General features: G+C 37.4%; 23 protein-coding genes and 1 pseudogene. 12 read left to right on the plus strand and 12 right to left on the minus strand.

What is annotated here, in order from left to right:
• Positions 1–43: 43 nt before the first annotated feature.
• From ELS83_RS02560 to ELS83_RS02570, 3 genes are all read left to right on the plus strand, one after another.
• Positions 44–643 carry a hypothetical protein gene (locus ELS83_RS02560; RefSeq protein ID WP_171593948.1) on the plus strand — a complete coding sequence of 200 codons (600 nt, stop codon included), beginning with the start codon at positions 44–46 and terminating at the stop codon, positions 641–643.
• A 160-nt stretch (positions 644–803) separates the two neighbouring features.
• Positions 804–1511 (plus strand): endonuclease/exonuclease/phosphatase family protein, encoded by a 708-nt coding sequence (locus tag ELS83_RS02565; protein ID WP_283242708.1) that lies wholly within the window; start codon positions 804–806, stop codon positions 1509–1511.
• Between the two features lie 143 nt (positions 1512–1654).
• Positions 1655–2191 (plus strand): alpha/beta hydrolase, encoded by a 537-nt coding sequence (locus tag ELS83_RS02570; protein ID WP_171593950.1) that lies wholly within the window; start codon positions 1655–1657, stop codon positions 2189–2191.
• A gap of 133 nt (positions 2192–2324) precedes the next feature.
• On the opposite strand, the gene ELS83_RS02575 is transcribed toward ELS83_RS02570, so the two are convergent.
• From ELS83_RS02575 to ELS83_RS02590, 4 genes are all read right to left on the minus strand, one after another.
• Positions 2325–2909 carry an indolepyruvate oxidoreductase subunit beta gene (locus ELS83_RS02575; protein WP_171593951.1) on the minus strand — a complete coding sequence of 195 codons (585 nt, stop codon included), beginning with the start codon at positions 2907–2909 and terminating at the stop codon, positions 2325–2327.
• Positions 2910–2939: 30 nt separating this feature from the next.
• Positions 2940–4565, minus strand: a complete 1626-nt coding sequence (locus tag ELS83_RS02580) for a thiamine pyrophosphate-dependent enzyme (RefSeq protein WP_171593952.1) — start codon at positions 4563–4565, stop codon at positions 2940–2942.
• Positions 4566–5001: 436 nt separating this feature from the next.
• A complete protein-coding gene (locus tag ELS83_RS02585) occupies positions 5002–5799 on the minus strand; it encodes an ABC transporter permease (RefSeq protein WP_171593953.1) in 798 nt (265 codons plus the stop codon).
• Between the two features lie 2 nt (positions 5800–5801).
• A complete protein-coding gene (locus ELS83_RS02590) occupies positions 5802–6398 on the minus strand; it encodes an ABC transporter ATP-binding protein (protein ID WP_171593954.1) in 597 nt (198 codons plus the stop codon).
• 324 nt (positions 6399–6722) lie between these two features.
• Between ELS83_RS02590 and ELS83_RS02595 the strand changes: the two genes are divergently transcribed.
• Positions 6723–9203: a CoA-disulfide reductase gene (locus ELS83_RS02595; RefSeq protein WP_171593955.1), complete on the plus strand. Its 2481-nt coding sequence runs from the start codon at positions 6723–6725 to the stop codon at positions 9201–9203.
• Between the two features lie 48 nt (positions 9204–9251).
• Here ELS83_RS02595 and ELS83_RS22205 read toward each other — a convergent pair whose 3' ends face one another.
• From ELS83_RS22205 to ELS83_RS02610, 3 genes are all read right to left on the minus strand, one after another.
• Positions 9252–9452, minus strand: a complete 201-nt coding sequence (locus ELS83_RS22205; RefSeq protein WP_171593956.1) for a helix-turn-helix domain-containing protein — start codon at positions 9450–9452, stop codon at positions 9252–9254.
• A 30-nt stretch (positions 9453–9482) separates the two neighbouring features.
• Positions 9483–9965 carry a hypothetical protein gene (locus ELS83_RS02605; RefSeq protein WP_171593957.1) on the minus strand — a complete coding sequence of 161 codons (483 nt, stop codon included), beginning with the start codon at positions 9963–9965 and terminating at the stop codon, positions 9483–9485.
• A 567-nt stretch (positions 9966–10532) separates the two neighbouring features.
• On the minus strand, positions 10533–10757 hold the full coding sequence (locus ELS83_RS02610) for a hypothetical protein (protein WP_171593958.1): 225 nt from the start codon (positions 10755–10757) through the stop codon (positions 10533–10535).
• A 144-nt stretch (positions 10758–10901) separates the two neighbouring features.
• On the opposite strand from ELS83_RS02610, the gene acs reads away from it, so the two are divergent.
• The 3 genes from acs (at position 10902) to ELS83_RS02625 (ending at position 14225) form a co-directional block, all read left to right on the plus strand.
• A complete protein-coding gene (acs, locus tag ELS83_RS02615) occupies positions 10902–12815 on the plus strand; it encodes an acetate--CoA ligase (RefSeq protein ID WP_171593959.1) in 1914 nt (637 codons plus the stop codon).
• A gap of 118 nt (positions 12816–12933) precedes the next feature.
• On the plus strand, positions 12934–13689 hold the full coding sequence (locus ELS83_RS02620; protein ID WP_171593960.1) for a patatin-like phospholipase family protein: 756 nt from the start codon (positions 12934–12936) through the stop codon (positions 13687–13689).
• A gap of 92 nt (positions 13690–13781) precedes the next feature.
• Positions 13782–14225, plus strand: a complete 444-nt coding sequence (locus ELS83_RS02625) for a C-GCAxxG-C-C family protein (protein WP_171593961.1) — start codon at positions 13782–13784, stop codon at positions 14223–14225.
• Positions 14226–14255: 30 nt separating this feature from the next.
• Here ELS83_RS02625 and ELS83_RS02630 read toward each other — a convergent pair whose 3' ends face one another.
• Positions 14256–15569 (minus strand): cysteate synthase, encoded by a 1314-nt coding sequence (locus ELS83_RS02630; RefSeq protein WP_171593962.1) that lies wholly within the window; start codon positions 15567–15569, stop codon positions 14256–14258.
• A gap of 179 nt (positions 15570–15748) precedes the next feature.
• On the opposite strand from ELS83_RS02630, the gene ELS83_RS02635 reads away from it, so the two are divergent.
• Together ELS83_RS02635 and ELS83_RS02640 are read left to right on the plus strand one after the other, a co-directional pair.
• Positions 15749–16726 (plus strand): Gfo/Idh/MocA family protein, encoded by a 978-nt coding sequence (locus tag ELS83_RS02635; RefSeq protein WP_171593963.1) that lies wholly within the window; start codon positions 15749–15751, stop codon positions 16724–16726.
• Between the two features lie 2 nt (positions 16727–16728).
• On the plus strand, positions 16729–17196 hold the full coding sequence (locus tag ELS83_RS02640) for a hypothetical protein (protein ID WP_171593964.1): 468 nt from the start codon (positions 16729–16731) through the stop codon (positions 17194–17196).
• A 119-nt stretch (positions 17197–17315) separates the two neighbouring features.
• Here ELS83_RS02640 and ELS83_RS02645 read toward each other — a convergent pair whose 3' ends face one another.
• Positions 17316–18407: a hypothetical protein gene (locus ELS83_RS02645; RefSeq protein ID WP_171593965.1), complete on the minus strand. Its 1092-nt coding sequence runs from the start codon at positions 18405–18407 to the stop codon at positions 17316–17318.
• Positions 18408–18638: 231 nt separating this feature from the next.
• Between ELS83_RS02645 and ELS83_RS02650 the strand changes: the two genes are divergently transcribed.
• Both ELS83_RS02650 and ELS83_RS02655 read left to right on the plus strand, forming a co-directional pair.
• The gene (locus tag ELS83_RS02650; protein WP_171593966.1) at positions 18639–20954 is read left to right on the plus strand and encodes a GH92 family glycosyl hydrolase; all 2316 of its coding nucleotides are present in this window, start codon (positions 18639–18641) and stop codon (positions 20952–20954) included.
• A 280-nt stretch (positions 20955–21234) separates the two neighbouring features.
• Positions 21235–21831 carry an acetate uptake transporter gene (locus ELS83_RS02655; protein WP_171593967.1) on the plus strand — a complete coding sequence of 199 codons (597 nt, stop codon included), beginning with the start codon at positions 21235–21237 and terminating at the stop codon, positions 21829–21831.
• Positions 21832–21945: 114 nt separating this feature from the next.
• On the opposite strand, the gene ELS83_RS02660 is transcribed toward ELS83_RS02655, so the two are convergent.
• The 3 genes and pseudogenes from ELS83_RS02660 to ELS83_RS22665 form a co-directional block, all read right to left on the minus strand.
• On the minus strand, positions 21946–22260 hold the full coding sequence (locus tag ELS83_RS02660) for a putative quinol monooxygenase (RefSeq protein ID WP_171593968.1): 315 nt from the start codon (positions 22258–22260) through the stop codon (positions 21946–21948).
• A 169-nt stretch (positions 22261–22429) separates the two neighbouring features.
• Positions 22430–23812: pseudogene (locus ELS83_RS02665) on the minus strand (DUF3360 family protein); the annotation flags it as partial.
• Positions 23806–23871 (minus strand): hypothetical protein, encoded by a 66-nt coding sequence (locus ELS83_RS22665; protein WP_430438937.1) that lies wholly within the window; start codon positions 23869–23871, stop codon positions 23806–23808. The pseudogene ELS83_RS02665 and the gene ELS83_RS22665, both read right to left, overlap by 7 nt.
• A 725-nt stretch (positions 23872–24596) precedes the next feature.
• On the opposite strand from ELS83_RS22665, the gene ELS83_RS02670 reads away from it, so the two are divergent.
• Positions 24597–25610, plus strand: a complete 1014-nt coding sequence (locus ELS83_RS02670) for a cysteine peptidase family C39 domain-containing protein (protein ID WP_171593970.1) — start codon at positions 24597–24599, stop codon at positions 25608–25610.
• Positions 25611–25800 lie beyond the last annotated feature (190 nt).

Consider the following 25800-nt stretch of genomic DNA (forward strand, 5'->3'; position numbering starts at 1 on the left):
AGAAGTTAACTCCAGGTAATAAAATCGAAATCAATAAAAAACAATGAGACAGAATGTAGAAATAATATACAAAAGTCAGTTTTCCCCAATTGTATTCATTGCGCTTATCATTGGCATTGGAGGCTTTGGTTTTGTAGGTTTTATGTTATTGGAAAACTATAAAGAAATTGGAGGGGCAATACTTCTTCTACCAGCACTGTTTTTCATATTGAGCTCATTTTGCTTGACTGCTTTACTGACTCTAAAAACAGTAGTCTTCACTCCGCAAAAATTAATGGTGAACTACATATTCTTACCATTGAAATATAAATTTGATTGGAATGAAATTAGTGATGTAAAAATGAAATTTGCTGCAATGAGAGCAGGGGATAATTATAAAGTTGTTTACAAAGGATCAGATTTAAAAATATATTTTGGCAAGAAGTCTTTTGTATTAGAATCGGTTGGCTATTTAAGATTTGAAGAACTTTTATCAACATTTGAAAAAAAGATTACTCCAGGCTTACGAAAAAAAATGAAATCGACATACAAAAGAAGCAAAAAGAAGTTTTGGGAAGAAGATGATAAGTATTGGACAATTCAGCACAAGATAGTATTACCAATTAGTTTGGGAATATTGATTCTCATATTACTTTGTAGATAAACAACCATCACGCCCAACCAACTACCATCCAACACAAATCATCTCACTCCAATTTTAAATGAAAGAAAATGCTATGAAAAATTTAACGCTAATTGTATTATGCCTGAGCATGTGTATTTTTTATGCATGCGATCAAAAGCAAATTACAAGCTTAAAAATAATGTCTTATAATATCAGGCACGGAGAAGGAATGGATCAAATTTTAGATTTATCTCGTGCTGCCGAAGTGATAAAAGAACAAGGCCCGGATTTGTGTGGATTGCAAGAAATTGATAAGGATTGCTTACGTTCCAATAAACTTGATCAAACAGATTACCTGGCTCAAAAAACGCAGATGACTGGAACCTTTGGTAAGTTCATGGACTTTGATGGTGGAGAATACGGCATGGCCAGCCTTTCTGCAAAACCTATCATTTCAACAAAAATATTACACTTGCCTGATGGAATATCAGAAGCTCGCTCTGCCATAATTCACGAAGTTGAAATCGCCAAAGCTTGCACAATTGTATTTGTAAATGTTCATTTCGATTGGATAGAAAGTGAAGAAGGTATCGCCTCCCGTTTAAATCAGGCAAAAGTACTTACACAATATATTGATTCAATAAACAAACCAATAATTATAAGCGGCGATTTTAATTGTTCACCAGATTCTCCAACCATGAACTATTTTTACGATCAGGGTTTTGAATTTATAAATAAAGGTGAAGATCGTTTAAGCTTTCAGGGAGAACACAAAGCTGAATTGGACCATGTTATTTTTCGCAATACAAACCATATCAAAATTAAGCCGAAAAGCATATATCTGTTAGAGGAACCTATCGTATCTGATCATCGTCCTTTAATTGCAGAATTAGAAGTAATTTATTGAACTTTCAACTGATTCAGTGGAAAAACAATCGGTATCATTCATTTGAGTTTCAGAGTCATTTTATTCATATTGGCCGCTTCAATATTGGGCGACCACCAACAAGAACTACACTTCAAAATATCAAGCAATAAAACCTAGGGAAAATGAAAGAAAGATTAATTATCATTTCTGATTTATGGGGAAAAGAAAAATCCCAATGGTTGAATCATTACACTCAAATTTTAGAAACTAAATTTGACCTGGCGTTTTATGACAGTTGCGAAATCGGTGAAGTAGATAAATCGAATTATACCCAAGGTGATTTGCATAAACAATTTGTTAGTGGAGGCATTGAAAAGGCTGTCGAAAAACTGATTGAACTGGAAAAGAGTCCTGTGCATATTCTAGCATTTAGTGTTGGAGGTGTAATTGCCTGGAAATTTGGACTTAGGACTAATAATGTCAAGTCTTTAAAATGTGTTTCATCTACAAGGTTAAGGAAAGAAACAAAAAGACCAAACGGAAAAATAAAACTATATTTTGGAGAAAATGATGAGCATCGGCCTAAATCAGAATGGATAGAGAATATGAAGCTCGAATCCAAACTTATAGAAGGAAAAGGACACCAGGTATATATTGAGGCAGACTTTGCCCAAATGGTATGCGAAAGAATAGTAAAACAAAATCACAATACGATTTGAAACAAAAGCCGAACAATCACAACTGTTAGCTCTACAATCCCATTGTTCCAAAAAGCAAACTCAAAAAAAATGGACACCCCGTAAATACAGGGCATCCATTGAGTTTATAGTAGTCTAGGTCAGATACTAAATATTACTTGTTTTCCTCAGCAAACTTACGTCCTGCGTGAAGAGCCTTAATATTCATTTCAACTACTTCTTCACCTTTACGACCGAAAATCTTACGGATACCTTCTTCAAGGTACTCGAAAGGAACATCGATAAATGGAGATGCAGCACCTAACATTACGAAGTTGAATGCACGCTTAGAACCAGTTGTTTCTTCAGCAATTTTATCTGCATCAATCAATACATAATTTGGCAATTCCTTAATGGTTTTTTCCAATTCTTCCATTTCTGGATAATCAGGAATATTCACAAAAGGAGTTGAGTTGGTTACTACATATCCACCTTTTTTAAGGTAAGGAAGGTAGCGAAGTGCTTCCATTGGTTCTACCGATAGAATAATATCAGCACCACCTGCAGGAATCAAATCTGAATAAATAGGCTTGTCAGAAATTCTCATGAATGACTGAACATCACCACCACGCTGACTCATACCGTGAGTTTCAGCTTGCTTCATATATAAATCATTGTCTAATGCAGCAGATCCTAAAGCAGCAGCAATGGATAAAATCCCTTGACCACCAACACCTGCTATGACCATATCTGTTTTCATGTCTTTCTAATTTTTCAGGTTAATAGTTAATTATGCTTTAGCAGCTGCTTTTGCTTTAGCGGCTTTTTTAATTTTCTGATCGCGAACGTTTTTCTGAACACAAACACGACGAGGAATAATTACAGATACTCCCTGGTATTCGAACTCCTTGCGAAGCATTTCTTTCAAATCGTCACGTTTTTTAGGTACAGCAGTTAATACATGTAAGTGATCTTCTTCAACTCCTAAACCTTCACAAATAGCTTCAAGCTTGCCTTTTGCAGAAGAGTGCTGACCACCTGTCATCGAGATTGATTCGTTATCAGAAATGATTACTGTAATTGGAGTTTTTTCGTTGATTGCATCCAATAAACCAGTCATACCTGAGTGAGTAAATGTAGAGTCACCAATTACTGCAACAGAAGGAATCAAACCTGCATCAGCAGCACCTTTGGCCATGGTGATCGAAGCACCCATATCAACGCAAGAGTTAATGGCATTAAATGGAGGCAATGCACCCAAAGTGTAACAACCTATATCTGCAAATACACGACCTTCACCATACTCAGCAACTACTTCGTTCAAAGCAGTGTACACATCAATATGCGAACACCCAACACACAATGCCGGCGGACGAGCAGATACTAAATTTGGAACTTCAGCACCTTCTTCTACATCGAAGCCTAAAGCTCTACCAACCATTTCTGGTTTCAACTCACCATCGCGAGATAAAGTACCATCCAAACGACCGATTACAGCTTCTTTTTCCAGATATCCTTTCAACATTTCTTCAACAACAGGATACCCTTCTTCCAGGATCATTACTTTATCGCACTCACTGGTGATTTTTTGAATCATTGTGCGAGGAATAGGATACTGGCTCACTTTTACAACTGGATATGGACAATCTCCGTTAGGATAGTTTTCCATTAAGTAGTTGTAACCTAAACCACAGGCGATAATACCCATCGATTTATCAGTACCTTCGGTGTAGGTGTTATATGGTGATTCTTCGGAAGCAGTTTCGAATTTTGCCTGGTTGTTTAACAACAATTTGTAACGCTTACGCGCGATACCTGGAAGCAATACGAACTGTACCTTATCTTCTGGTAATTTCATTTCGTTCTGAGCAACAACCTCAGCAGCGCGAACAACACCTGCACGTGAGTGAGCCAAACGAGTTGTTAATCTAAGTAATACCGGAATTTCACAAGCTTCAGACAATTCGAATCCGAAACGTGTCATATCGTAAGCTTCTTGCTGGTTCGATGGCTCCAGAATTGGCATCATTGCAAACTTACCATACACACGTGAATCTTGCTCGTTCTGAGAAGAGTGCATTGATGGATCATCAGCAACAACAATTAACATACCACCATTAGCACCAGTAATGGCTGCATTCATAAAACAGTCTGCTGCTACGTTCAAACCTACGTGCTTCATACACACCATTGAACGCTTTCCAGCATATGACATTCCCAAAGCAGATTCCATAGCAGTTTTTTCGTTAGCTGCCCAGTCTCTGTGGATATTTAATTCTTGTGCTTGCTTAGAGTGTTGAATGTACTCTGTAATTTCGGTTGAAGGTGTTCCCGGATAAGCATAAACTCCAGACATTCCGCCATCGATTGCACCTTGTGCAATGGCTTCTACACCTAATAGTAAAGACTTTTGCATGTTATATTTGTTTAACTATTTAGTTTTCTTAGTATTCAGTCAACTTGCAATTTAAAATTGCAGGTATGCGAGAGATGTGATCTTACGATTTGAAGTGCAACACTCCAAATTCAAAAACTCAGTTACAAAATATTGTGTATAGGAAAACGGATCCTAAAATTTGAGGATCGCGGTAAGGGATGGATTTTACAATCCACCAAAAATTTCTAGGAAGCATACTAAGTATGCAAGAACGTAAAAGTAAAATTCAAAATAATCTTTCATTTCTACTTATAGATTGTAACTCAAATGAGCTTTTCTACTTTTATTTGCTGCTAAAATACCATTATTTAGATTAAAGCCAATAAAAAAAGATTCCACAAGGATTTTTTAGATTCATTTCAAATAACGAAAACGGTTGCGTAAACTTGTATTTTCACATCTGCACAAGTCGAAACTACCTGGTTTTCTTTAAAATATTCGGCTTTATCGATCCGAAGGAATCAAAAATGTGACGATTGGCCAGAAGAATACAGATCATTAAATTAAGCGTACTGCCTACAAAAACCGCCAACATGATTAAAATTTGATATTTGATGGCAACCACCGGCGAACTTCCTCCCAGTATCTGTCCTGTCATCATTCCGGGTAAGGATATCAAGCCAATTACCGACATGGTTGCAATTAATGGGTTTAATCCTTTACGGATAGATGAACTGATAAAAGGTTCCAGGGCTTTCTTCCTGCTCGATCCGTTGATCAGAAGAAAATAGTACAAATCCTGCTCCTTGTCCAGGCGATCGAAGTAATTGCTAACCCCAACAATATTATGATTTAAGGCATTGCCCAATACCATTCCCGTTATGGGAATAAAATACCTGGCATCAAAGACATAATCCAATCGGATAATCCATCCCAGGAAAAAGGCATCTAAAATTACAATGCTGGTAAATCCGGCAATAAAAAATGGCAAGAGGAAATATTTGTAGTTTAATCCAACCCGTTTCACGGTAGTATATGCACCAACCATTACCATGGCAATTACCCAGCTCGCATTGATCCAGGCATTGTTCCATTCAAAAATGTATTCAAGGTAAACAGCTATAAGCGATAACTGAATAATCATTCGCAGAATGGAAATTAAAGTTTCCTTGATAATTCTTACCTTAAAATAGATGAAACCAATAATGGGTAACACCATCAGTAAAAATCCCAGTGCAAGACTATATATGCTAATATCTAATGTTTCGTTCATGTTTATAATTTGATAATGCTTGAACATTGCTCAATCCACCTTTTATTGTGCGATGTGGATACAATTGTTTTACCCTTCAATCCATTAATAACATGAATAAACTGATCAATGGAGTCATCATCCAGGGCTGAGACCGGCTCGTCAAGAAGCAGAATTGGTTTATCCAGGCTTAAACAGGCTGCCATCACCATTCTTTGCTTTTGTCCCCCGCTTACTTCAGTAAAAAGCTTTTCTTTGCCATTGCTGGCAATTCCCAATTGATCAAGATAATGATGATATAGCTCCAGATTCTCTGATTGAAAATCAAGCAATTCTGTTAACTCTTTTCCTGAATTAACAGGCAAGTGTATGTTTTGTGGTAACCAGACTATTTTTTTTCTGGCATCGAAAATATTGGTGGCGTTAAGTTCCTTTCCATCAATAAAAATTTTGCCCGAATCGGGTTTAATAATACCCAAAATCAATTTCAATAAACTGGATTTCCCTTTGCCCGATGGTCCACTTAAGCACAAAGATCCTCCCTGGTCTAAATCGAAACTTAAATTTTCACAGATGACCAGCTCACCGAACCTTAAACTTACATTCTCAAATTTTATCATGATAATAATACCTTATCAACGAAAGTAAGTTTAATTTAAATGACTACGAGAATTTTTCTTGCATTTCTTTCGAATCAATAATCATCCTTTCATAAATTATGAGAGTATTCTCAATTCCTACAGTGTGAAATATATCACACCCATCCTTACCAACTGTATTTCTGCCCATTACGTCTACACCTCCTTCAAACATGCTTTACAACAGCTCTTCATAGAAGTAAAACATAGCGAATCATTCCAATGAAGTTTTACTTTTGCACCAATTACATCTAGATGTGTAGATGTGTTTATTTCTATAGATATTAATTTTTACAAAATATTCCAATGGCAAAATTTTTAATTGTAGGTGGTGTTGCAGGAGGCGCAACAACTGCAGCTCGTCTAAGAAGAATGGACGAGTCGGCAGAAATTATCATGTTTGAACGAGGCGAGCATATTTCTTATGCAAATTGTGGATTGCCGTACTATGTGGGTGGAGTGATCACCGAAAGGGAAAACCTCCTGTTGCAAACACCAGAAAGTTTTCACAAAAGATTGAATGTTGATGTTCGCGTTAAAAACGAGGTGATTAAAATCAATCGCGAAGAAAAAACGGTTGAAGTAAAGGATCTTTCGAACAATACAACTTATACCGAAAACTACGATAAACTCATTGTATCGCCAGGTGCGGAACCCATTAAACCACCCATTCCAGGAATCAATGACAAAGCCATTTTTACGGTTCGAAATGTAAAAGATACCGACAAGATTAAAAAGTTTCACAAAGAACATCAACCACAAAAAGCTGTTGTGGTTGGTGCCGGTTTTATTGGTTTGGAAATGGCCGAAAACCTTCATCATTTAGGCATGATGCTTACCATTGTGGAAATGGCAGAACAGGTTATGACCCCTCTCGATTACGAAATGGCTGCTGTTGTTCATCAGCATTTAAAAACCAAAAATGTTGAGTTTTATTTAAAAGATGGCGTGAGCGAGTTTGAACGAAAAGGAGACTACCTGGAGATTCGTTTACAGTCAGGAAGAAAAATAGAGGCCGATATGGTCATCCTATCCATTGGCGTTCGTCCCGAAACAAAGTTGATTAAAGAAGCTGGAATTGAACTGGCACCCAACGGAGGCATACAGGTGAATGAATACCTTCAAACCAGCGATGAGCACATCTATGCTTTGGGCGATGCCATTGCATTTCCTCATCCCATAACCGGCAAATATACCAATGCCTATCTTGCAGGTCCGGCAAACAAGCAAGGCAGAATGCTGGCCAATAATTTGATATTGGGTCATAAGTTTGCCTACAAGGGTGCAATTGCCACAGCCATTGCCAAGGTTTTTGATTTAACTGTGGGTTCAACCGGATTGGCCGAGAAAGTATTAAAGAAAGAAGGCTTCGAGTATGTTTCCAATATCACACATAGCGGTTCGCATGCCGGATATTACCCTGGTGCAACGCCAACTAGTATTAAACTCATGTTTCATCCAAAATCGGGCAAGCTTTATGGTGCACAGGTATTGGGATACGAAGGCGTTGACAAGCGCACCGATCTGATTGCTACTGTTCTGCAAAAGGGTGGAACAATTTATGATCTGCAGGAAATAGAACATGCCTATGCCCCACCCTATTCCTCGGCAAAAGATCCTGTAAACCAGGCTGGTTTTACTGCTGGAAATATTATCGAAGGTCTTGTAAAAATTATCCATTGGGATGAACTCTATCAGCTTCATGCACCTAACAATTATATTTTGGACGTTAGAACACCAGACGAATATGAATTGGGCAAAATTGAGGGTTCGGTGAATATTGAGGTGGATCAGATCAGAAATCGTTTAGATGAGATACCGAAGGACAAAAAAATTATTATTTACTGTGGAGTTGGCTTGAGGGGATATTTTGCTGCACGTATTCTGATGCAGAAAGGATTTACCGAAGTATACAACCTTAGTGGTGGTTACAAAACCTACGAGCATGCTACCTGCAAGCAAAGCAACGAAGACATTTTTGAATCGAGCTATATCGCGCGCGATGGCCATATTTACAGGGGAAAACCAACAGAAGAGCAAGCAGAAGAGCCAAAAAACACGAAAACCATTCAGGTCGATGCTTGTGGATTACAATGCCCGGGTCCGATTATCAAATTAAAACAGGAAATGGACAAGCTGGAAAACGGACAGCGTTTACAGCAAAAAGTAACAGATGCCGGTTTTGTAAAAGATGCAGAAGCCTGGTGTAAAATGACTGGTAACAAATTAATTTCTATTGATTCTGAGAAAGGCATTTACACTGCCGTGATAGAAAAACAAAAACAGGAAATGAAAACCGCTCATCATGCTCAATTGCCAAAAAACAAAACCATGGTTGTATTCTCTGATGATATGGATCGTGCCCTGGCCTCATTGGTAATTGCAAATGGTGCAGCCGCCACTGGAAGTAAAGTAACGCTATTCTTCACTTTCTGGGGCTTAAACATCATTAAAAAAACAGATAAACCAAAGGTTGAAAAAGATTTAATGGGCAAAATGTTTGGCAAAATGATGGCCAAGGGAGCCGATGACCTTAAACTCTCGAAAATGAATATGATGGGCCTTGGCTCAAAAATGATGAAGAAGAGAATGCTTTCGAAGAAAGTAGATTCTTTGGAAGACATGTTGAAAACAGCAATGGAAAATGGTGTAGAAATGATTGCCTGTCAAATGTCGATGGATGTAATGGGTGTTGCTGCAGAAGAATTGCTCGATGGTGTTCAAATTGGAGGAGTGGCAACTTACCTTTCGGAGGCTGAGCAATCCAATCTGAATTTGTTTATTTAAAGTCTTAAAATTAAACCTGTCAGTTGAAGATACTGACAGGTTTAATTTTTAATCATTCTCTTCCAATAGGAAAATATCTTCTACATTACATTCGAAAAAACGTGCCATTTTTAGTGCTAAAACAGTTGATGGTACAAATTTACCCTTCTCTATAGCATTTATCGTTTGTCTTGAAACACCAAGTTTGTAGGCTAAACCGGCCTGAGTGATATCTTTTTTAGCTCTTTCTACCTTGATTGTATTTTTCACAGTTGTCCTCCTTGAAAAGTGTTCTTTATCTTAAGCAATTGCATATTTACTATACTTATTGTAATAATATAGGAATGTATAGAATATTAAATGTAACTGTAAAATATAAAATCCTTCTAATTCATATGCAGGTCGCAACCAATATATTAGTCCAGTAATAATCCAGGTAATAAATAGAGCCTGAGTCAAACATTTTCCTCTTAGTTGCTGATAAAACTCATCTTCACTTTTTTCCTTTGAAAATAAATAAAGGGTAAAACCAGCAATAGATAATAATAAACTCCAATCTAAATACACCGATTTCTCCTCTGTAGTAAAATAAGGTGTATAAGATAAAGTTTGATCTAATTCTTCAGAACTGGCGTTTATTGCTTCACTGAACTCGACTCCTTCTTCAACACCAAGGAAGCCACGCATAAAATCATCAACATTACCTATGCATGACAAAACAATTGCTGTTAACACAAGAAATGCACCAACATACTTTAATTGATATGGAAAATACGTTTTCATTTTTCAAAATATAAATTACACTTAAATATTATTTCAATTTTAAGCTAATGTAAAGTTTTATTTACATTTTGACAAGTTTTTAATTCTTTTAGTATACATCTATTTACTTTTCTAGTCAAAAATAAAATCTATCAATACACCTGTGTAGAATTGAAAAATATCATCCTCAACTATATCAATAAATAAAAATGATTAGAAAAATTTAACCTCAACGCAAAAGCTGATTATCACCACTTTACATTATCTTAAACATCAGAAAAATAGATACTAAAATGCCCAATAAAAGCCATTAAAAAAGTGGACTTTCGTCTGTCATTTTTGTAAATTACTTATTCCGAAAAAAATTGGGTATCAATTCTAAAAACAGGTTTAATTGCATCAATCTTTAAACTCAACCATGCAACACTTGTTTTTTAAAGAGGCGTAATTCTCCTGTATTGCGTTTTTGATATGATATAAACAGAATTTCCAAACAGGAAGAAGATACTACATTGGTAGTGGTTAGTGGTTAACCGAAGCGGCAGAATTTTTCCGTAGTCCCTTATTCAGAAAAATTCTGCCGGTTCATTATTCCAGCTCCTCATTTTCAGCTCTTTTCACACTTTTCATGCGCAGGTAAACCAGCCCCATAATGCTTAAAAATCCTAATACTTTAAGATATTGCCTGATTAAGGATACAGTATTTTCAGGACTTTCACTCAATACATCGGTATTGTTAATCAGTAATATTGAGCCAATAGAAAGCACCAATACTGCAAGGAGTATAATAGTTAATGTTCTTTTGTTCTTCATCGCGTTTATTTTAAAGCCTTGAAGATACATTTTTCCTGAAAAGAAACAGGGCTTAACTTTTAAAGAAATTAAGTACTGGATAATCAATCTAGAATTTCATATATTTAGTTATTTAGATTTAACTGATAACCAAAATGTAAGATCATGATTGATAAAATTAGTACCCTTGGCGGATACATACACGAATATCAAAAGAGTGTAGAGAATCCTCAAGCCTTTTGGAGTAGAATTGCAGAAAGCTTTTTTTGGCGTAAAAAGTGGGATAAAGTTCTGGATTGGAACTTTACAGAACCTCGGATCAATTGGTTCATCAACGGAAAATTGAACATTACCGAGAATATTTTTGAACGCCATCTGTTTACTCGAGGCGATCAGCCAGCCATAATATGGGAACCAAACGAACCCAATGATGAAAACAGGGTACTAACTTACAACGAACTTTTCCTGGAAGTGAAGAAATTCGCCAACCTAATGCTCAACCTGGGTATAGGCAAAGGCGACAGGGTTGCCATTTACATGCCTATGGTGCCTGAATTGGCCATTGCCATGTTGGCATGTGCCCGAATTGGAGCCATTCACTCCATAGTTTTTGCAGGCTTTTCGGCCAACTCCCTGGCCGATAGAATTAATGATGCAGAGGCCAAACTGGTAATAACATCGGATGGTGGATACCGCGGAAACAAAATTATCCCTATCAAAGAAATTGTTGATGAAGCATTGGAAAGCTGCTCTTCGGTTGAAAAAGTAGTGATGGTTAAAAGAACAAATTCCGATATCAATTTTAATACAGAAAGAGACATATGGTGGCACGAGGCAATGGCTGAAGCCGGGGAAGAGAACAAAGCAGAATTAATGGATGCAGAGGATACCCTTTTTATTCTTTATACATCGGGTTCAACCGATAAACCCAAAGGAATTGTGCATACTTGTGGTGGTTATATGGTATATTCGGCCTATACCTTTAAAAATGTATTCCAATATAGCGATGGCGATATTTATTTCTGCTCTGCAGATATTGGTTGGATTACCGGTCACTCTTACATTGTTTATGGACCCTTACTGAATGGCGCTACAACTGTAATGTTCGAGGGAATTCCTACCTATCCCGATGCAGGAAGATACTGGGATATTGTAAACAAATACGGAGTTGCCCAGTTTTATACGGCTCCAACGGCCATCCGCTCTCTCATCTCAATGGGACAAGAGTATGTCGAGAATAAAGACCTTTCAACATTAAAAGTACTGGGAACGGTTGGAGAACCCATTAACGAAGAGGCGTGGCACTGGTACCACGATCATGTGGGAAAAAACAGGTGCCCGATTGTTGATACCTGGTGGCAGACCGAAACGGGTGGAATATCCATTAGTCCAATTGCAGGTATTATTCCAACCAAACCGGGATTTGCCACTCTTCCACAACCAGGCATTCAACCCATTATTGTTGATGGCGATGGCAATGAGCTATCGAGCAAGAGTGTTGAGGGCAATTTGTGTATTAAATATCCATGGCCGGGAATGCTAAGAACCATTTGGGGCGATCATGAACGCTTCAAAAAAACCTATTTCAGCACCTTCGAGAATTTGTATTTTTCGGGCGACGGAGTAAAACGGGACGAAGATGGATACTATAGAATTCTGGGCCGTGTGGATGATGTAATCAATGTTTCGGGACACAGAATGGGAACTGCAGAAGTCGAAAATGCCATTAACGAGCATCCTCTTGTGAATGAATCGGCCGTTGTGGGCTATCCACACGAAATCAAAGGACAGGGAATTTATGCCTTTGTGGTTTGCGGTGAACTTTCAACAGGTGGTGAAGAAGGAATTAAAACCAGTATCCGTAAAGGGGTAACTAAAATCATTGGGCCGATTGCAAAGCCAGATAAGATTCAGTTGGTTCGTGGTTTGCCTAAAACCCGATCGGGAAAGATTATGAGGCGTATTTTACGAAAAATTGCCCAGGGAGATTACAGCAATTTCGGCGATATCTCCACACTTTTGGATACTTCGGTGGTAGAGGAGATTATTAAAGGTGCGCTGGAAGATGTAAAAGATTAAGATTACAGGAAAAGATCATTCAAATTGAATGGTCTTTTTTATGGAATTAATCCCACATTCATTGGTTTTTCTTGTCATAATTTCCTATTTTAAGTTATATCATTCAATTTATACGTACATGAAAATTGGTGTTGCTCTTGGAGGTGGAGGAGCAAGAGGATTTGCTCATTTAGGTGTTTTAAAAGCGCTCGAGGAAAAAGGCATTAAGCCTGATATTATTTCGGGTGTAAGTGCTGGTGCTCTTATTGGTGCCTTTATTGCTTCAGGTTTTTCCTATACAAAAATCTTAAAGGCATTAAAGAACAAGGGTGTAATGGCCTATTCGAAATGGCAATATCCGCGACATGGATTATTCAGTTTGGTTGGCCTGGAAAAAGAGGTGAAAAAACACATCAAAACCAAGAAAATCGAAAATCTCAAAATCCCTCTATTTATTGCAGTTTCTAATTTAAACGATGGCAGGGTCGAGTACATAAAAGAAGGTGATCTTTTTAAATATTTAATGGCTTCGGTAAGTATTCCTGTACTGTTCTCGCCCGTTCAAATGGATGATATCATGTATGTAGATGGAGGTTTATTCGATAACCTTCCCATATCGCCCTTAATCAATAAATGTGATATTATTATTGCTGTGAATGTGAGTCCGATTCAGAAGATTGAAAAATTCGATAATTTGGTTCAGGTAGCCTCAAGAACCTTTCAATTGGGCGTTCATTCCAATGTAATCCGACACAAGGAAAAATGTTCTCTATTAATTGAACCCACAGGCTTACGCGATTATGAAATTCTTAATGGCAACAAGGCTCAGGAAATTTTTGAATTGGGATATGAATATACCAAAAACCTAGACATCCCTCCTTTGGATGAATTGTAAACTGAATCAGGAATTTAATCTATTTATGGTTTCATTTTCAAACAATAAAGCTATCTTTAGCTTACCCAATTAATTAAGAAACAAAACCCACTATGATTACAAAAAAAGAAAAAGCAATTGAAAGCTTTAAATCTGGAATGAACTGTGCGCAATCTGTTCTACTTGCATACTCCGATCAATACAAATTTGATGATAACCTGGCATTTCAAATCTCCAGTGGATTTGGAGGCGGAATGGGACGATTGCAGAAAACCTGTGGAGCGGTTACCGGTGCTTTCATGCTAATTGGCATTCACAATTGCGAGAAAAATTCAAACCACAGTTTGCAGACCGATAACAATCGATCCATGATTCAGGAATTCAACCGAAGGTTTACGCAAACCTACGAATCACTGGAGTGCAAAGACATTATTAAATGTGATTTGAATACAGAAGAAGGTCAAAAATATTGCAAGGAGAACAATACCAAAGAAACCATTTGTGCCAAATGCATTTCCGACTCCATTGAGATTGTCGACTCCTTAATCAATTCATAAAAAAAGCAGGCTTAAAAGCCTGCTTTCTTTTTATACTGTAGTTTTGATTTCTATTTTAAATAGCTTCTCCATGACTTCTCTAACTTCACTCACGTCCGGATTAATATCGAACACATGAGAAGGTTTCAGATAAAGAATATCTTTCTCACGTTTGAATCTCTCTTCTCCACCACCTGTAATATTTAGCACTATGCATGCATCTTTATCCAATTTGCCCTCTTTGGCGTGATTGATTAAAGTAGCTGTTGCAACAGCAGCAGCTGGGTGAATATCATTGCCTTCTGTCTCTTCAAAAATTCTTGCAGCTTCGGCAGCTTCTTCGTTAGTGGCTTTTAACACATCTCCGCCAGCATCTTTCAAAGCATCGTACAAACCACCTACAATTGAGTAAGGAGGTTTTCTATTCGACAATACCTTCGCAACAATTTCCTCTACTTGCTTTCTTGCCAAATCATCATCCAAAGGAAGCATTTCTCTCGAATCTTCTTTCCATGCATCATGCATTGGCAGGAATGGAGTATTCTGAGAAACCATTAATTTCATTTTGTTGGAACCAAATCTTCCATCCTCTATAAAACGTAAGTTTGCCTCCCAGGCAGCAATCGCTCCTGTACCCGAACCTACGGCCTGAAAATAAAAATCAGGAATTTTACCGATTTCGGTTACAGCAGAATTCACTGTGCAAGCCATACCATCGCGTCTGGCAACATTTTTTGCTCCTCCTTCGGCAATGAAACCATCTAACTGGCAAGCCAGTTCCGACAGGTGAATTGCATCGAAATAATCGCTACCCGATTTTGTAACCACAAGTCTTACATTGTCCTTAATTGGCTCATCGAACCACAAGGCACCAATATTATCTTCGGGCACACATAATAAAAGAGGAATATTATTATCTGAACAAACCCTGGCAAATGCACGGGCAGTATTTCCTGCCGAGGCAACAACCAGGATATTCTTGTCAACTTCTAATCTACCACCAACAGAGTATGCTTCTGTTTCTTTAAAAGAGCAAGTTCTGAAGTTGGCACCTTTTTCGGGCCAGTAGCCACTAAATGTAATGTAAAGATTATTCAAACCAAGATACTTTGCCAAACCTTCACTTTTATAGGTAGCTGGCGCCGAAGATCCTTCTAATGTTTTATGAACAGGTAACCAATCGGAGAACTTATAAATTCCAAGGGAGTTATCTTTTACTTCAATTTGCTTTTTGTCGTAAATTGCTCGAATTAAACAAGGTTTCTCTTCACCGGGTGCATCTAAAGTCCATCCTTCGTCCTCAAATCTTTTACCCGTTTCTAGCGACTCTAAAATATAGTCGGTTGGTCGAAAATCTTTTGTCATTTTTACTTGTTTTTATTTTGAAGATGTAAAAATAGTGATTTTACTGTAAGGTTAACCTTTTTGGGATTTTTTATACCTCTCCAATCAAGAATATTTACGAACAATAAAAAAATATTTTCATCGATTTGATACCATATTTTTCTCCAAAATCCTATCTTTAATAATCAAAATAATAAACTATGACAGTTAGCTGGGGAATATTAGGCGCAGGTAAAATTGCCAATAAATTTGCCAATGATTTTAAGGTGGTACCAAACGGAAAAATCATTGCAGTGGCCTCACGTTCCGAGTCAAAAGCGAGTAATTTTGCCGAAAAATATCAAATAGAACATTCCTATACTTCCTACGAGAGTATGATGTCAAATCCTGATATTCAGGTTGTATATGTGGCAACACCTCATAACTTCCATTTTGAACATGCCAGCTTGTGTTTGAATCATGGCAAAGCGGTTTTATGCGAGAAACCAGTTTGTGTTAACGCTGCGCAGTTGGAACAATTAAGCAATTTGGCCAAAGAGAAAGGCCTGTTTTTTATGGAAGGCATGTGGACCTATTATTTGCCTGCCATTTTAAAATCGATGGAATGGATAGATGCCGGAAAAATTGGTGATGTTTTACAATTGCAGGTAAGTTTTGGTTTTGTAGGCGATATGAAAGCAGAAGGCAGGTTGGCGAATGCAAATTTGGCCGGTGGTGCTTTACTGGATATAGGAATTTATGGTGTGGCAATTTCCGAACTGGTTTTTAACCAAAAAATAGATTCCATTCAAAGCTTTGCTGAAATTGGAAAAACAGGTATCGACGAATACAATAGTATTCAGCTCAAATATGCCAATGGTGGACTTTCGCAAATTTCAAGTTCATTTCGTTCCAATTTAAAGAACGAAGCTGTGATATACGGTACTAAAGGAAGAATTGAAATTCCAAGCTTCTGGATGGCAAAAAAAACCATTTTGTATACCGAAAACGAGATTCTCGAATTTGAAGATGAAAGCAAAGAGTTGGGTTATAATTATGAAGCCTATGCCGTTGGAGAATTGATTAAAAAAGGCAAATTAGAAAGTTCGATAATTCCGATATGGAAGAGCAAAAAAATATTATCTGTTCTTGATGAGATCAGAGATCAAATAGAATTAAAATATCCTTTTGAAGATTAAATATGGATCAGAACGAAATCGTATTGGGTAAAGGCATTTCAGGAGTTTGCTTTGGCATGATACAAGCCGAAGTTGAAAAATTACTGGGTAAAGCAGACGAAGTTGGAGAATATTCACTTTCTCCGAGCGAAAACAGTATTACCCTTTTTTACAACTCCAAAGGATTGAGTTTTACCTTCGAATCGGTAGATCAGTTCAAATTGAGTTACATCTCGGTTCATAATAAAAACTACCATATTTTCAGCTTCATCAAAATTGGTTTGTCAAAACGAAACTTGCTTGATGAATTGGAACATTTCCAATTGGGCAAACCTGAATTCGAAAAGGCTGACTCTGAAGAATTTCCCACACACGAATTGATTTATTTTCCAGGAGAAAACCTACACCTGTGGTTGGATGAAGGAAGAATATCGGAAATTCAGTTTGGCCCTTTTTGGGAAGATATGAAAACAATTGTTTGGGAAGATTAGGGCAAAAATCCGTTTACAGAAAAATAGAAATATTTGAAATATCCAGGCAAGAATTAGAACTGGAGGAGGATAAAAGAAAACTCCCTGTATGTACAATGGCAGCAGGGAGTTTTTTCTTTTTAAAATTTTAACTGATCGGCAATTTTCAGCAATTCACTTTTTCCAAATGCATTGGAGCTTACGATGGAAACCACCATATCTTTCGATGGATACTTAATGATTAAAGCAACTCCATCAAAATCTTCCTCATCTCCACCAGTAGCATTGCCCAAATACATATCGTTTCCATTGTGTTTGAAATGTTGATATCTGGCCAATTCATCGCCATAATCCTGAGACTGGATATTCTCAATGGAACTTGCCACGATCATAAAATTCTCATTCATCGATTTCATGTAGGTCGTTATGTGCTGACCATCCATACTCATGGCCATAGCTTTTTTATATCCATTAAATTCGATGTTTTGGGTTGCTTTTTTGAAGCTTTCAAAAGGATAGCTAACTGGAATGGCTTCGCTATCATCTTCATCATCGTATGAATCGTTGTAATATTCCCCATCAAGATCAGAAAACTGACCTTCAGCACTATTCAGATCGGTCCAATCAATGTTTTGTGGTGGCGAAAACTTAGATGCAGGAACCGAAATGTTCTCTTTAAACAATGTGGCTGTTTCGGTATTTTTCTTTCCCAGCAAATTTACCTTTGTTTTTAAAACCACACCTTTATAAATGGTTTCGGTAACTCCCAATACCTTAATTAAATCGCACTTACGACCCAACATATTGGTTGTTCCAAGCTTGGTCCCACCAAGATCACTAAATATTTCATCAGCAAACTGATTTTTTTGTTCTTCAGACATCTGATCGTAAGCCTGGTAAAATTCTGCAGGAACACCATAAGTGTGTTTCGTTCCTGTGCCAGACAACAAATCAACACTATAAAACTCTTCCCCATTTACAATACTAAGTGTATGGGTTTCTTCCACCGATTTCATGCCAAAAATTTCGGTTGTTGTTACGACTTTTAACTCATCGCGGTATTGTCTACCATAATTATCGAACCAAATGGTACGAATCCCTTCGGATATTCCTTCAACTTTCATTTCGAGATGTCCTGATTTCACCAGGAATCTTTTGTGATTTACCTGTGCAGAAAGAGCGATGTGCGTTGAAAGCAGCACCACACAGGCTGTTAATACTTTAAAATTCATCTGTTTAATTGGTTTTAAGTAAATATATAGTTGTGTATAACCAATCTAAATTAAGAAGATCTATACTACTAGCAAAATATAATTTATTGTCTGTTTAATTGTTCATAAAAACTTAACATAGAAACCGCTAATAATAAGATAGAATTGCAAGTAAAGTGGAAATAGTATTAGCTTTCTCGATTATTTTATGCTATAATCGTAGCGAAATACGAAACCAAACAACCTAAAACTATGAAGCGAATTTTTATCAGCTGCCTTTTGGTAGTGATGATACTTTCATGTGCGCATGAAAAGTCCAATTCCCCGGTACTCATCAAAAGCAAGAACCTCATTAAATATGTGAATCCTTTAATTGGAACAAAAAATATGGGACATACTTTTCCGGGCGCTGCAGCTCCTTTCGGAATGGTGCAACTGAGTCCTGAAACCAATGCTGAACCCATGTTTATTGATGGGAAATACAATAAAAAAACATACGAATATTGTTCTGGATATCAATATGCCGATAGTACCATTTTTGGATTTAGCCATACCCATTTTAGTGGAACTGGGCACTCCGATTTGGGAGATTTTTTAATCATGCCAAGCACAGGGGAACTGCAATTGGAACCTGGCAAGGCAAGCCAGCCTGGAAGTGGATATCATTCTGCCTTCTCGCACGATAAGGAATTTGCTGAACCTGCCTATTATAAAGTGTTTTTGGAAGATTACCAGGTGCAAGCTGAATTGACTGCCAGCGAAAGAGTTGGTTTTCATCGATACACTTTCCAAAAATCAGATGATGCTCATATCATATTGGATTTAATGGCAAACATTTATCATCACGATGACAAAAACGTGTGGACTTTTATTAGGGTAGAAAATGATTCTTTGGTAACGGGCTACCGACAAACAAATGGCTGGGCGCGTACAAAAAAGGTATTTTTTGCCATGAAGTTTTCCAAACCATTCAAATCATACGGACACAAAAGATATGAAAAGGTAATTTACAACGGATTCTATCGAAAGTTTAATGAGGAAGAGAACTTTCCGGAAATGTCTGGTAAAAATATCAGGGCTTATTTTAATTTCGATACGAAGCAGAATGAAGAAGTAAAAGTTAAATTTGCTCTTTCCTGCGTAAGTACAAATGGTGCTTTGAAAAACCTTGAAACAGAGGTTCCACATTGGGATTTTAATCGCGTGAAGCAAGAGTCGCAGGCGAAATGGAATCAGGAATTATCGAAATTAGTAGTTGAAACAGAAAGCGAAGATCAAAAAGAAAACATTTATACTTCGCTGTATCACACCATGCTTAGTCCGGTACTTTACGAGGATGTGGATGGATCTTATCGAGGACTCGACCAAAACATACACCAATCTGATGGATTTACCAACTACAGTATTTTCTCCTTATGGGATACCTATCGTGCATTACACCCCTGGTTCACCATTCTTCAGCCCGAAAGAAATAATGACATGATTAAATCGATGTTGGCGCATCACGATCAGAGTGTGCATAAAATGCTACCGGTTTGGAGCCATTACGCCAACGAGAATTGGTGCATGGTAGGTTACCATTCGGTGTCGGTAATTGCCGATGCCATTGCAAAAAATGCTACCGATGTAGATCTGGCAAGAGCTTTACAAGCCTGCAAAAACACCTCTACCCTATCTTATTACGATGGCATTGGCGACTACATGAAATTAGGTTATGTACCCGAAGACAATAGTTCATCATCGGTTTCCAAAACTTTGGAATATGCCTACAACGATTGGTGTATTGCACAAATTGCAAAGGCAGCCAATGAGAAAGAGACTGAACACGAATACAACAAACGTTCGGAATACTATAAAAATGTTTACGATGCTGAAGTCGGCTACATGCGTCCTAAATTAAGCAATGGACAATGGCGCAAAGAATTTGACCCATTAAACACTCACGGACAAGGTTTTATTGAAGGCAATGCCTGGAATTATGGTCTGTATGTTCCTCATAACATTAGTAATATGATTGAGATGATGGGCGGGAAAGATAAATTCTCAAATCATTTGGATCGGATTTTCACTACACCTATCGATGACAAATACATCGAAAAAAATGAAGACATCACCCGTGATGGAATCATTGGCAACTATGTACATGGTAACGAACCTGGACACCATATTCCTTATTTGTACAACTGGACAAACGACCCCTGGAAAACGCAGGAAAGGGTGAGAATGATTTTGGATACGATGTACAGCAATGAAGTAGATGGACTTTGTGGAAACGACGATGCCGGACAAATGAGTGCCTGGTACCTGTTTAGCTCACTGGGCTTCTACCCTGTTCTTCCAGGGTCTGATGAATATGCCATAGGAAGTCCATCTGTTCAAAAAGCAGTTTTACATCTGCCCAATGGCAATCAGTTTGTCGTAAATACAGTCAATCAATCCAAAGAGAATGTATTTGTTGAGAAGGTAGAATTGAACGGGAATTTTTTAACCGATTTTAAATTGAAACATTCCGAGATTGTAAAAGGTGGCGAAATTGTATTTTACATGAGCAATCAAGCAAATAAATAATTGAATTCATTTCAATCACAGATTAACCCCAGACTTCATTTCTGGGGTTAATTTTTGCCTAAAAGTCTAATATTCTAATCATTAGATTAGCTATTGTGCAACACAAAACAAAAAACGCAATAGCCAAAACATCTGCGAATTGCACTGAGATTCACCACCTTAATAAAATCAAAGAAAAATGTTCTAGAGTATACATGTTTTTAAACTACATAGCGCTTTAATTCCCTGCTATGCATTTTGTTAGTTTTGCCGCTCAATCAGGATAAAATTAACTTTAGCGATGAACAACGTAAATTTAGGAAATCCGGCGGTTGTCGGTTTAGGAGGATTTGGTTTAAGTACCATTTTATTACAATTGCATAACCTTGGTTTGTGTGGATTAGGCCCAGTATTGGCTGTTGGTTTTGCATTTGGTGGAATTGCACAATTGTGTGCTGGATTATTAGAGCATAAAAACGGTAACAACTTTGGTTTTGCAGCATTTTCTGCTTACGGATCTTTTTGGATTGCAATCGGAATTGTGTGGATGCTAAACTACTTTAACATCTACAAATCATCGGGTACTGATGTTGGATACTTCCTAGTAGCTTACACATTCTTTACCTTAATTCTTTGGTTTGCTTCACTATTTATTCATGGTGCAATGGCAACTACTTTTAGCATTTTGATGGTAGGATTCATTTTATTGGATCTTGGTCATTTCGGATTTCCGGCATTAAACACTGCTGCTGCATACGTATTAATTGCATGTGCTCTTGCAGCTTGGTACATGATGGCAGCTATTATTATTAATGGTGTAGCCGGAAGAACCATTTTAGGTGTTGGAGAAGCTTGGCTAAAAGCTGGCGAAAAGGAAATGATTCCAGCAACAAAATAAGAAAACTCCATTCTCATAAATATGAGATAGGTTCCTTAAAAAATATAAAAAGGGAAATTGGATTCGCTCCGATTTCCCTTTTCTTATTTGGTCAAAATCAATTCCTCGATCGTATTAAGGCAATAATTCTTTGTGAAGTGTTACTTCGAATTCCTGAACATGATGCGGTTTTCCATCGTTAAAGAATTCGACAATATAAGGTTTGTTGCAATGTGCATCGAAAGTTACCTGATCGTACCACTTTTCGATAAAAGTAATTCGATTTGGCTCATCAATACACTGATTTAATTCATAACGGATACATCCACCCTCCTGCAAAGTCATAGGAATCAATTTGTGCAGGTTCTGGATTAATTGATCAGCTTCACCTTCTTTGGCTATAAATTTGGCAATACACACCAGTTGTGTTTCGTTTCTGTTGATTGTCATTTGTAGATACTGTTTTGTAAATGAATTCGAATATCAAACTTAAGGAAATTCGACCACATCAACATGAATTGCACCAGGAAAATGTAATGCTTTGGCAAGAAAATGCCGTAATAAAAATGCCGTTTCAATAATTGAAACGGCATTCTTTATATTTTTTAATTGATATCGTCTAGAAAATTCCAGGGATTCCAGGAAGTTGTCCAACCAGTGCCAGAGAAACAACACAAACAATAAACATTGCTCCAGGAATAATCAATTTTTCTTTCCAGCTTAATTCAGCAGCACGCTCGCTATCACCAATCAATCCCAGGTTATCAAGCAACATGGTAAATGCCCAACCGAAAACAGGATTTACAAAAGCACATGCAAAAATACAAGTACCTGCGCTCAATGAATCTTTGTGCTTACGAACCATTTGCATACCCGCTTCAAGTAAAGGAAGGAATACACCAACAATTAGTGCAACACGCAATACTGGTTCCCACATGGCCAAATCCATAGGATAACCAAATACCGATGCCAATACACAAAGTAGAGCCGTTAAGATTGCACCACCAGGAATAGGACGTTTTGCAATTGCTGCAGGAATCATATAAGTACCCCAGGATGAAGCAATGTTACCACCACCAAGTGCAGTACCAATCATCTGGCGAACTGAAGCAACAGTCATTGTATCATCAACATCCATCAATACGTTCTTGGCTTTTTTAGGGTAATTTAATTCCTGGAATACACGGTGACCCAAATAATCAGGAGACCACATTGCGACTGCAAGAATTGCAAATGGAATTACCGCTACAAAATGTCCAACATTAGGTAAACCTAGTTGCCATCCTGTATCTTCGCCCCACCACCACATTGGGTTCATGTGAGGTAAACCAGGTTTGGTTGTAAAAGCAAATTCGGCACCCATTACAAAGGCAACAATACCTGCAATTGCCGAACACAAAGGAATAGCCAACCAACGTTTATTGATTTTTGCCAAATATGCATAAATTAAAATCGTGATTCCAATTACTGCGAAAGAAACATATCCGATATCACCGGCAGAAGCCCAGGCTTCCAATTTTGTTATCTGACTCAGCAAACCTACAGCACCTAAATAGATTAAAAGTCCACCACGAACCCCAACACCTGTAAGTTTCATTAATTTAGAACCACCTTTGGTTATACTTAAAGCAAGTCCGAATACCCCGATTAATATCCCCAAAGCAAGCGGGTGACCACCGGCGGCAGCAATAATCGGAATCAGTGGAATCATAGGACCATGAGTTCCGGCAAGGTTAGCATTCGGATTAAGAATTGCTGAAAATAGCAATACAAAAATACCTCCTGCAATTAACAACTCGTAACGAACGTTTTCTGCAACGAATTCAGGAGACAAACCAAATTGAGTAGCAAATACAGCAACCATAGCTGTTACCATTACAACCTTACCAATTGTAGCGGCCAAGGCAGGAACCCAATCTTCCAGTTCGATATTGAAATCTCTGAATGGCAAGTGGATGCGCCATCTGCGAAATTTCATAATCTCGAGTTCGTGATTCAAGTATGCCTCACGGCTCTCGAACTCATGCGCTTTCTTGCGCTGTTCTTTGTAAGAGTTTTGATTCTCTTTTTTCATTTTATAAGATTTAGATGTTTTTACAAACCCCTATTCAGCTACCTACGCGTTTTCAGGGGCTAAAAATCCCCGTAAAAATTATAAAAAAAGAAATGCCAAACAAGAAGCTTTAAGCCACAGTATGACAAGTCTTAAGAGAAAATTATCCGACTCATATCGAAAGTTTGGCATACTTTATTTTTAAGATCAATAGACATAAATGTTTACATATAGATATCTCAATTTCATTATAAGTAAGAAGTGTTCTGTCAATTGGCTCATAAAAATATCAGAATAATCGAAAAATGAGTACTTAGTTATCATACTTAAATCAACAAAATTATATTATTTTGTTTAATACATCTCTTTATGCAAGCATATCACGAAAAAGTGACCAATCACTTGCAATCGATAGAATTTAGAGTGAGACTAAATTAGGGAACTAACAGTATGTAAAGACGGCAGCAATATGTTTAGATTATCAATAGGTAGCATCTTCCCTCTTCCCTATTCCGACTGGTATTTTGATAGGCAAAAAACCAAAAGAATATTGAAACAGTTTATTACCAATCAAACAAATCCATCATCAAACTAAAAACCAGATTGCATCACTCTCCACTCATCATATTTTTCTACTCTATAATATATTTTTATGTAAGGCATAAAATTCATAAATTAGTGAATATTAGTATTTATACACCTTACACTCAATACTTTCTAATTAATTATATAAATGAAACTAAACAAACTATTCATCGTCTTGTTAACATTCGTTTCCCTCTTTTGTGGTAAAGATCATACACAGGATGAAACAATAACAATAGACTTTGAGTGCAGGCTTCAACATGATCGTATACAACTTGATGCCAACGCTTCTTTTTCTGAATTAACAGATAACCTGGAGTATAAATGGGAATTGGATGATTCACAAATTTACCTGAACCAGAAAGATCAAAAAGTAGCCTTCTTTATTTTACCTGATCGGGAAACGGAATCTGAAATCTCAGTACAGCTTGTGATTGATGATGGCAAAAATGATGAAATTCTTCAAAAAAGAGTGACGATTCCCCCCTTTAATGACCATATCGCTGAATGGGGATTGGGTGAGCAATCGATAAACAGAAAAAGCAACGATCAGGAATACAATTGGTATTTTGAACAATCAAACACAGGCCAATACAGTTCCGAAAACTGTGGCCCTTCCTGTGTTACCATGGCTCTAAAATGGGCCATTAAAGATTGGGACAAGGATGTGGAGCATGCTCGCAGCCAATATCATCCTTTTGGTGGATGGTGGTGGACCTATGACATAATAGATTACTTAAATGTTAACGATGTTACCAACAAAACGGTTCCCTTTAATACACAACAGAATATTAGAAAATATTTAGATGATGGTCTAATTGCCATTCTATGCATCGATATGCACCAGGTGCGTCTCGAATCGAAGCCTGAACACCGTATCGATAAATACTACGAAACACGACCGGAATGGGGACACTTTATTATTGTAAAAGGTTATCGACAAACCGATAAAGATGTTTTTTTCGAAATTTATGATCCAGGAGGCAGAGCAAAAATGTATGAAGATGGTAGCTTTAAAGGGAAGAATCGATACTACAGGGAAAGAGATTTAATGAATGCGGCCCATGTTTGGTGGAAATATGCCATTATTGTGAGTCGATCTTTGATTAAAACCAAATCGGCAGTGGATCCTAATACTATTGAGCATGCCAGGGGCAGGTAAATCAATCGAAGTGTAAAAGCATAAAGAAACCCACCAAATAAAGTGAACTGCACCCCAAAAGTTGGACACAACATTTGGGGTGTTTTTATGACTAAAAAAAAGAGAAACAAATTTAGTATTGAGGATAGAGAACAAGCAGTTCTAAAAATACAGAACGAAGGAAGATCTTGCCTATCTGTTGCACGAGAAT

Origin of the sequence: Marinifilum caeruleilacunae (assembly GCF_013141825.1) — a bacterium.
GTDB lineage: Bacteria > Bacteroidota > Bacteroidia > Bacteroidales > Marinifilaceae > Marinifilum > Marinifilum caeruleilacunae.

Excerpts from the sequence above, each read along its gene's own strand:
- ELS83_RS02560 (WP_171593948.1), top strand. The coding sequence starts at position 44 with ATGAGACAGAATGTAGAAATAATATACAAAAGTCAGTTTTCCCCAATT.
- ELS83_RS02565 (WP_283242708.1), top strand. The coding sequence starts at position 804 with ATGTCTTATAATATCAGGCACGGAGAAGGAATGGATCAAATTTTAGAT.
- ELS83_RS02570 (WP_171593950.1), top strand. The coding sequence starts at position 1,655 with ATGAAAGAAAGATTAATTATCATTTCTGATTTATGGGGAAAAGAAAAA.
- ELS83_RS02575 (WP_171593951.1), bottom strand. The coding sequence starts at position 2,909 with ATGAAAACAGATATGGTCATAGCAGGTGTTGGTGGTCAAGGGATTTTA.
- ELS83_RS02580 (WP_171593952.1), bottom strand. The coding sequence starts at position 4,565 with ATGCAAAAGTCTTTACTATTAGGTGTAGAAGCCATTGCACAAGGTGCA.
- ELS83_RS02585 (WP_171593953.1), bottom strand. The coding sequence starts at position 5,799 with ATGAACGAAACATTAGATATTAGCATATATAGTCTTGCACTGGGATTT.
- ELS83_RS02590 (WP_171593954.1), bottom strand. The coding sequence starts at position 6,398 with ATGATAAAATTTGAGAATGTAAGTTTAAGGTTCGGTGAGCTGGTCATC.
- ELS83_RS02595 (WP_171593955.1), top strand. The coding sequence starts at position 6,723 with ATGGCAAAATTTTTAATTGTAGGTGGTGTTGCAGGAGGCGCAACAACT.
- ELS83_RS02605 (WP_171593957.1), bottom strand. The coding sequence starts at position 9,965 with ATGAAAACGTATTTTCCATATCAATTAAAGTATGTTGGTGCATTTCTT.
- ELS83_RS02610 (WP_171593958.1), bottom strand. The coding sequence starts at position 10,757 with ATGAAGAACAAAAGAACATTAACTATTATACTCCTTGCAGTATTGGTG.
- acs (WP_171593959.1), top strand. The coding sequence starts at position 10,902 with ATGATTGATAAAATTAGTACCCTTGGCGGATACATACACGAATATCAA.
- ELS83_RS02620 (WP_171593960.1), top strand. The coding sequence starts at position 12,934 with ATGAAAATTGGTGTTGCTCTTGGAGGTGGAGGAGCAAGAGGATTTGCT.
- ELS83_RS02625 (WP_171593961.1), top strand. The coding sequence starts at position 13,782 with ATGATTACAAAAAAAGAAAAAGCAATTGAAAGCTTTAAATCTGGAATG.
- ELS83_RS02630 (WP_171593962.1), bottom strand. The coding sequence starts at position 15,569 with ATGACAAAAGATTTTCGACCAACCGACTATATTTTAGAGTCGCTAGAA.
- ELS83_RS02635 (WP_171593963.1), top strand. The coding sequence starts at position 15,749 with ATGACAGTTAGCTGGGGAATATTAGGCGCAGGTAAAATTGCCAATAAA.
- ELS83_RS02640 (WP_171593964.1), top strand. The coding sequence starts at position 16,729 with ATGGATCAGAACGAAATCGTATTGGGTAAAGGCATTTCAGGAGTTTGC.
- ELS83_RS02645 (WP_171593965.1), bottom strand. The coding sequence starts at position 18,407 with ATGAATTTTAAAGTATTAACAGCCTGTGTGGTGCTGCTTTCAACGCAC.
- ELS83_RS02650 (WP_171593966.1), top strand. The coding sequence starts at position 18,639 with ATGAAGCGAATTTTTATCAGCTGCCTTTTGGTAGTGATGATACTTTCA.
- ELS83_RS02655 (WP_171593967.1), top strand. The coding sequence starts at position 21,235 with ATGAACAACGTAAATTTAGGAAATCCGGCGGTTGTCGGTTTAGGAGGA.
- ELS83_RS02660 (WP_171593968.1), bottom strand. The coding sequence starts at position 22,260 with ATGACAATCAACAGAAACGAAACACAACTGGTGTGTATTGCCAAATTT.
- ELS83_RS02670 (WP_171593970.1), top strand. The coding sequence starts at position 24,597 with ATGAAACTAAACAAACTATTCATCGTCTTGTTAACATTCGTTTCCCTC.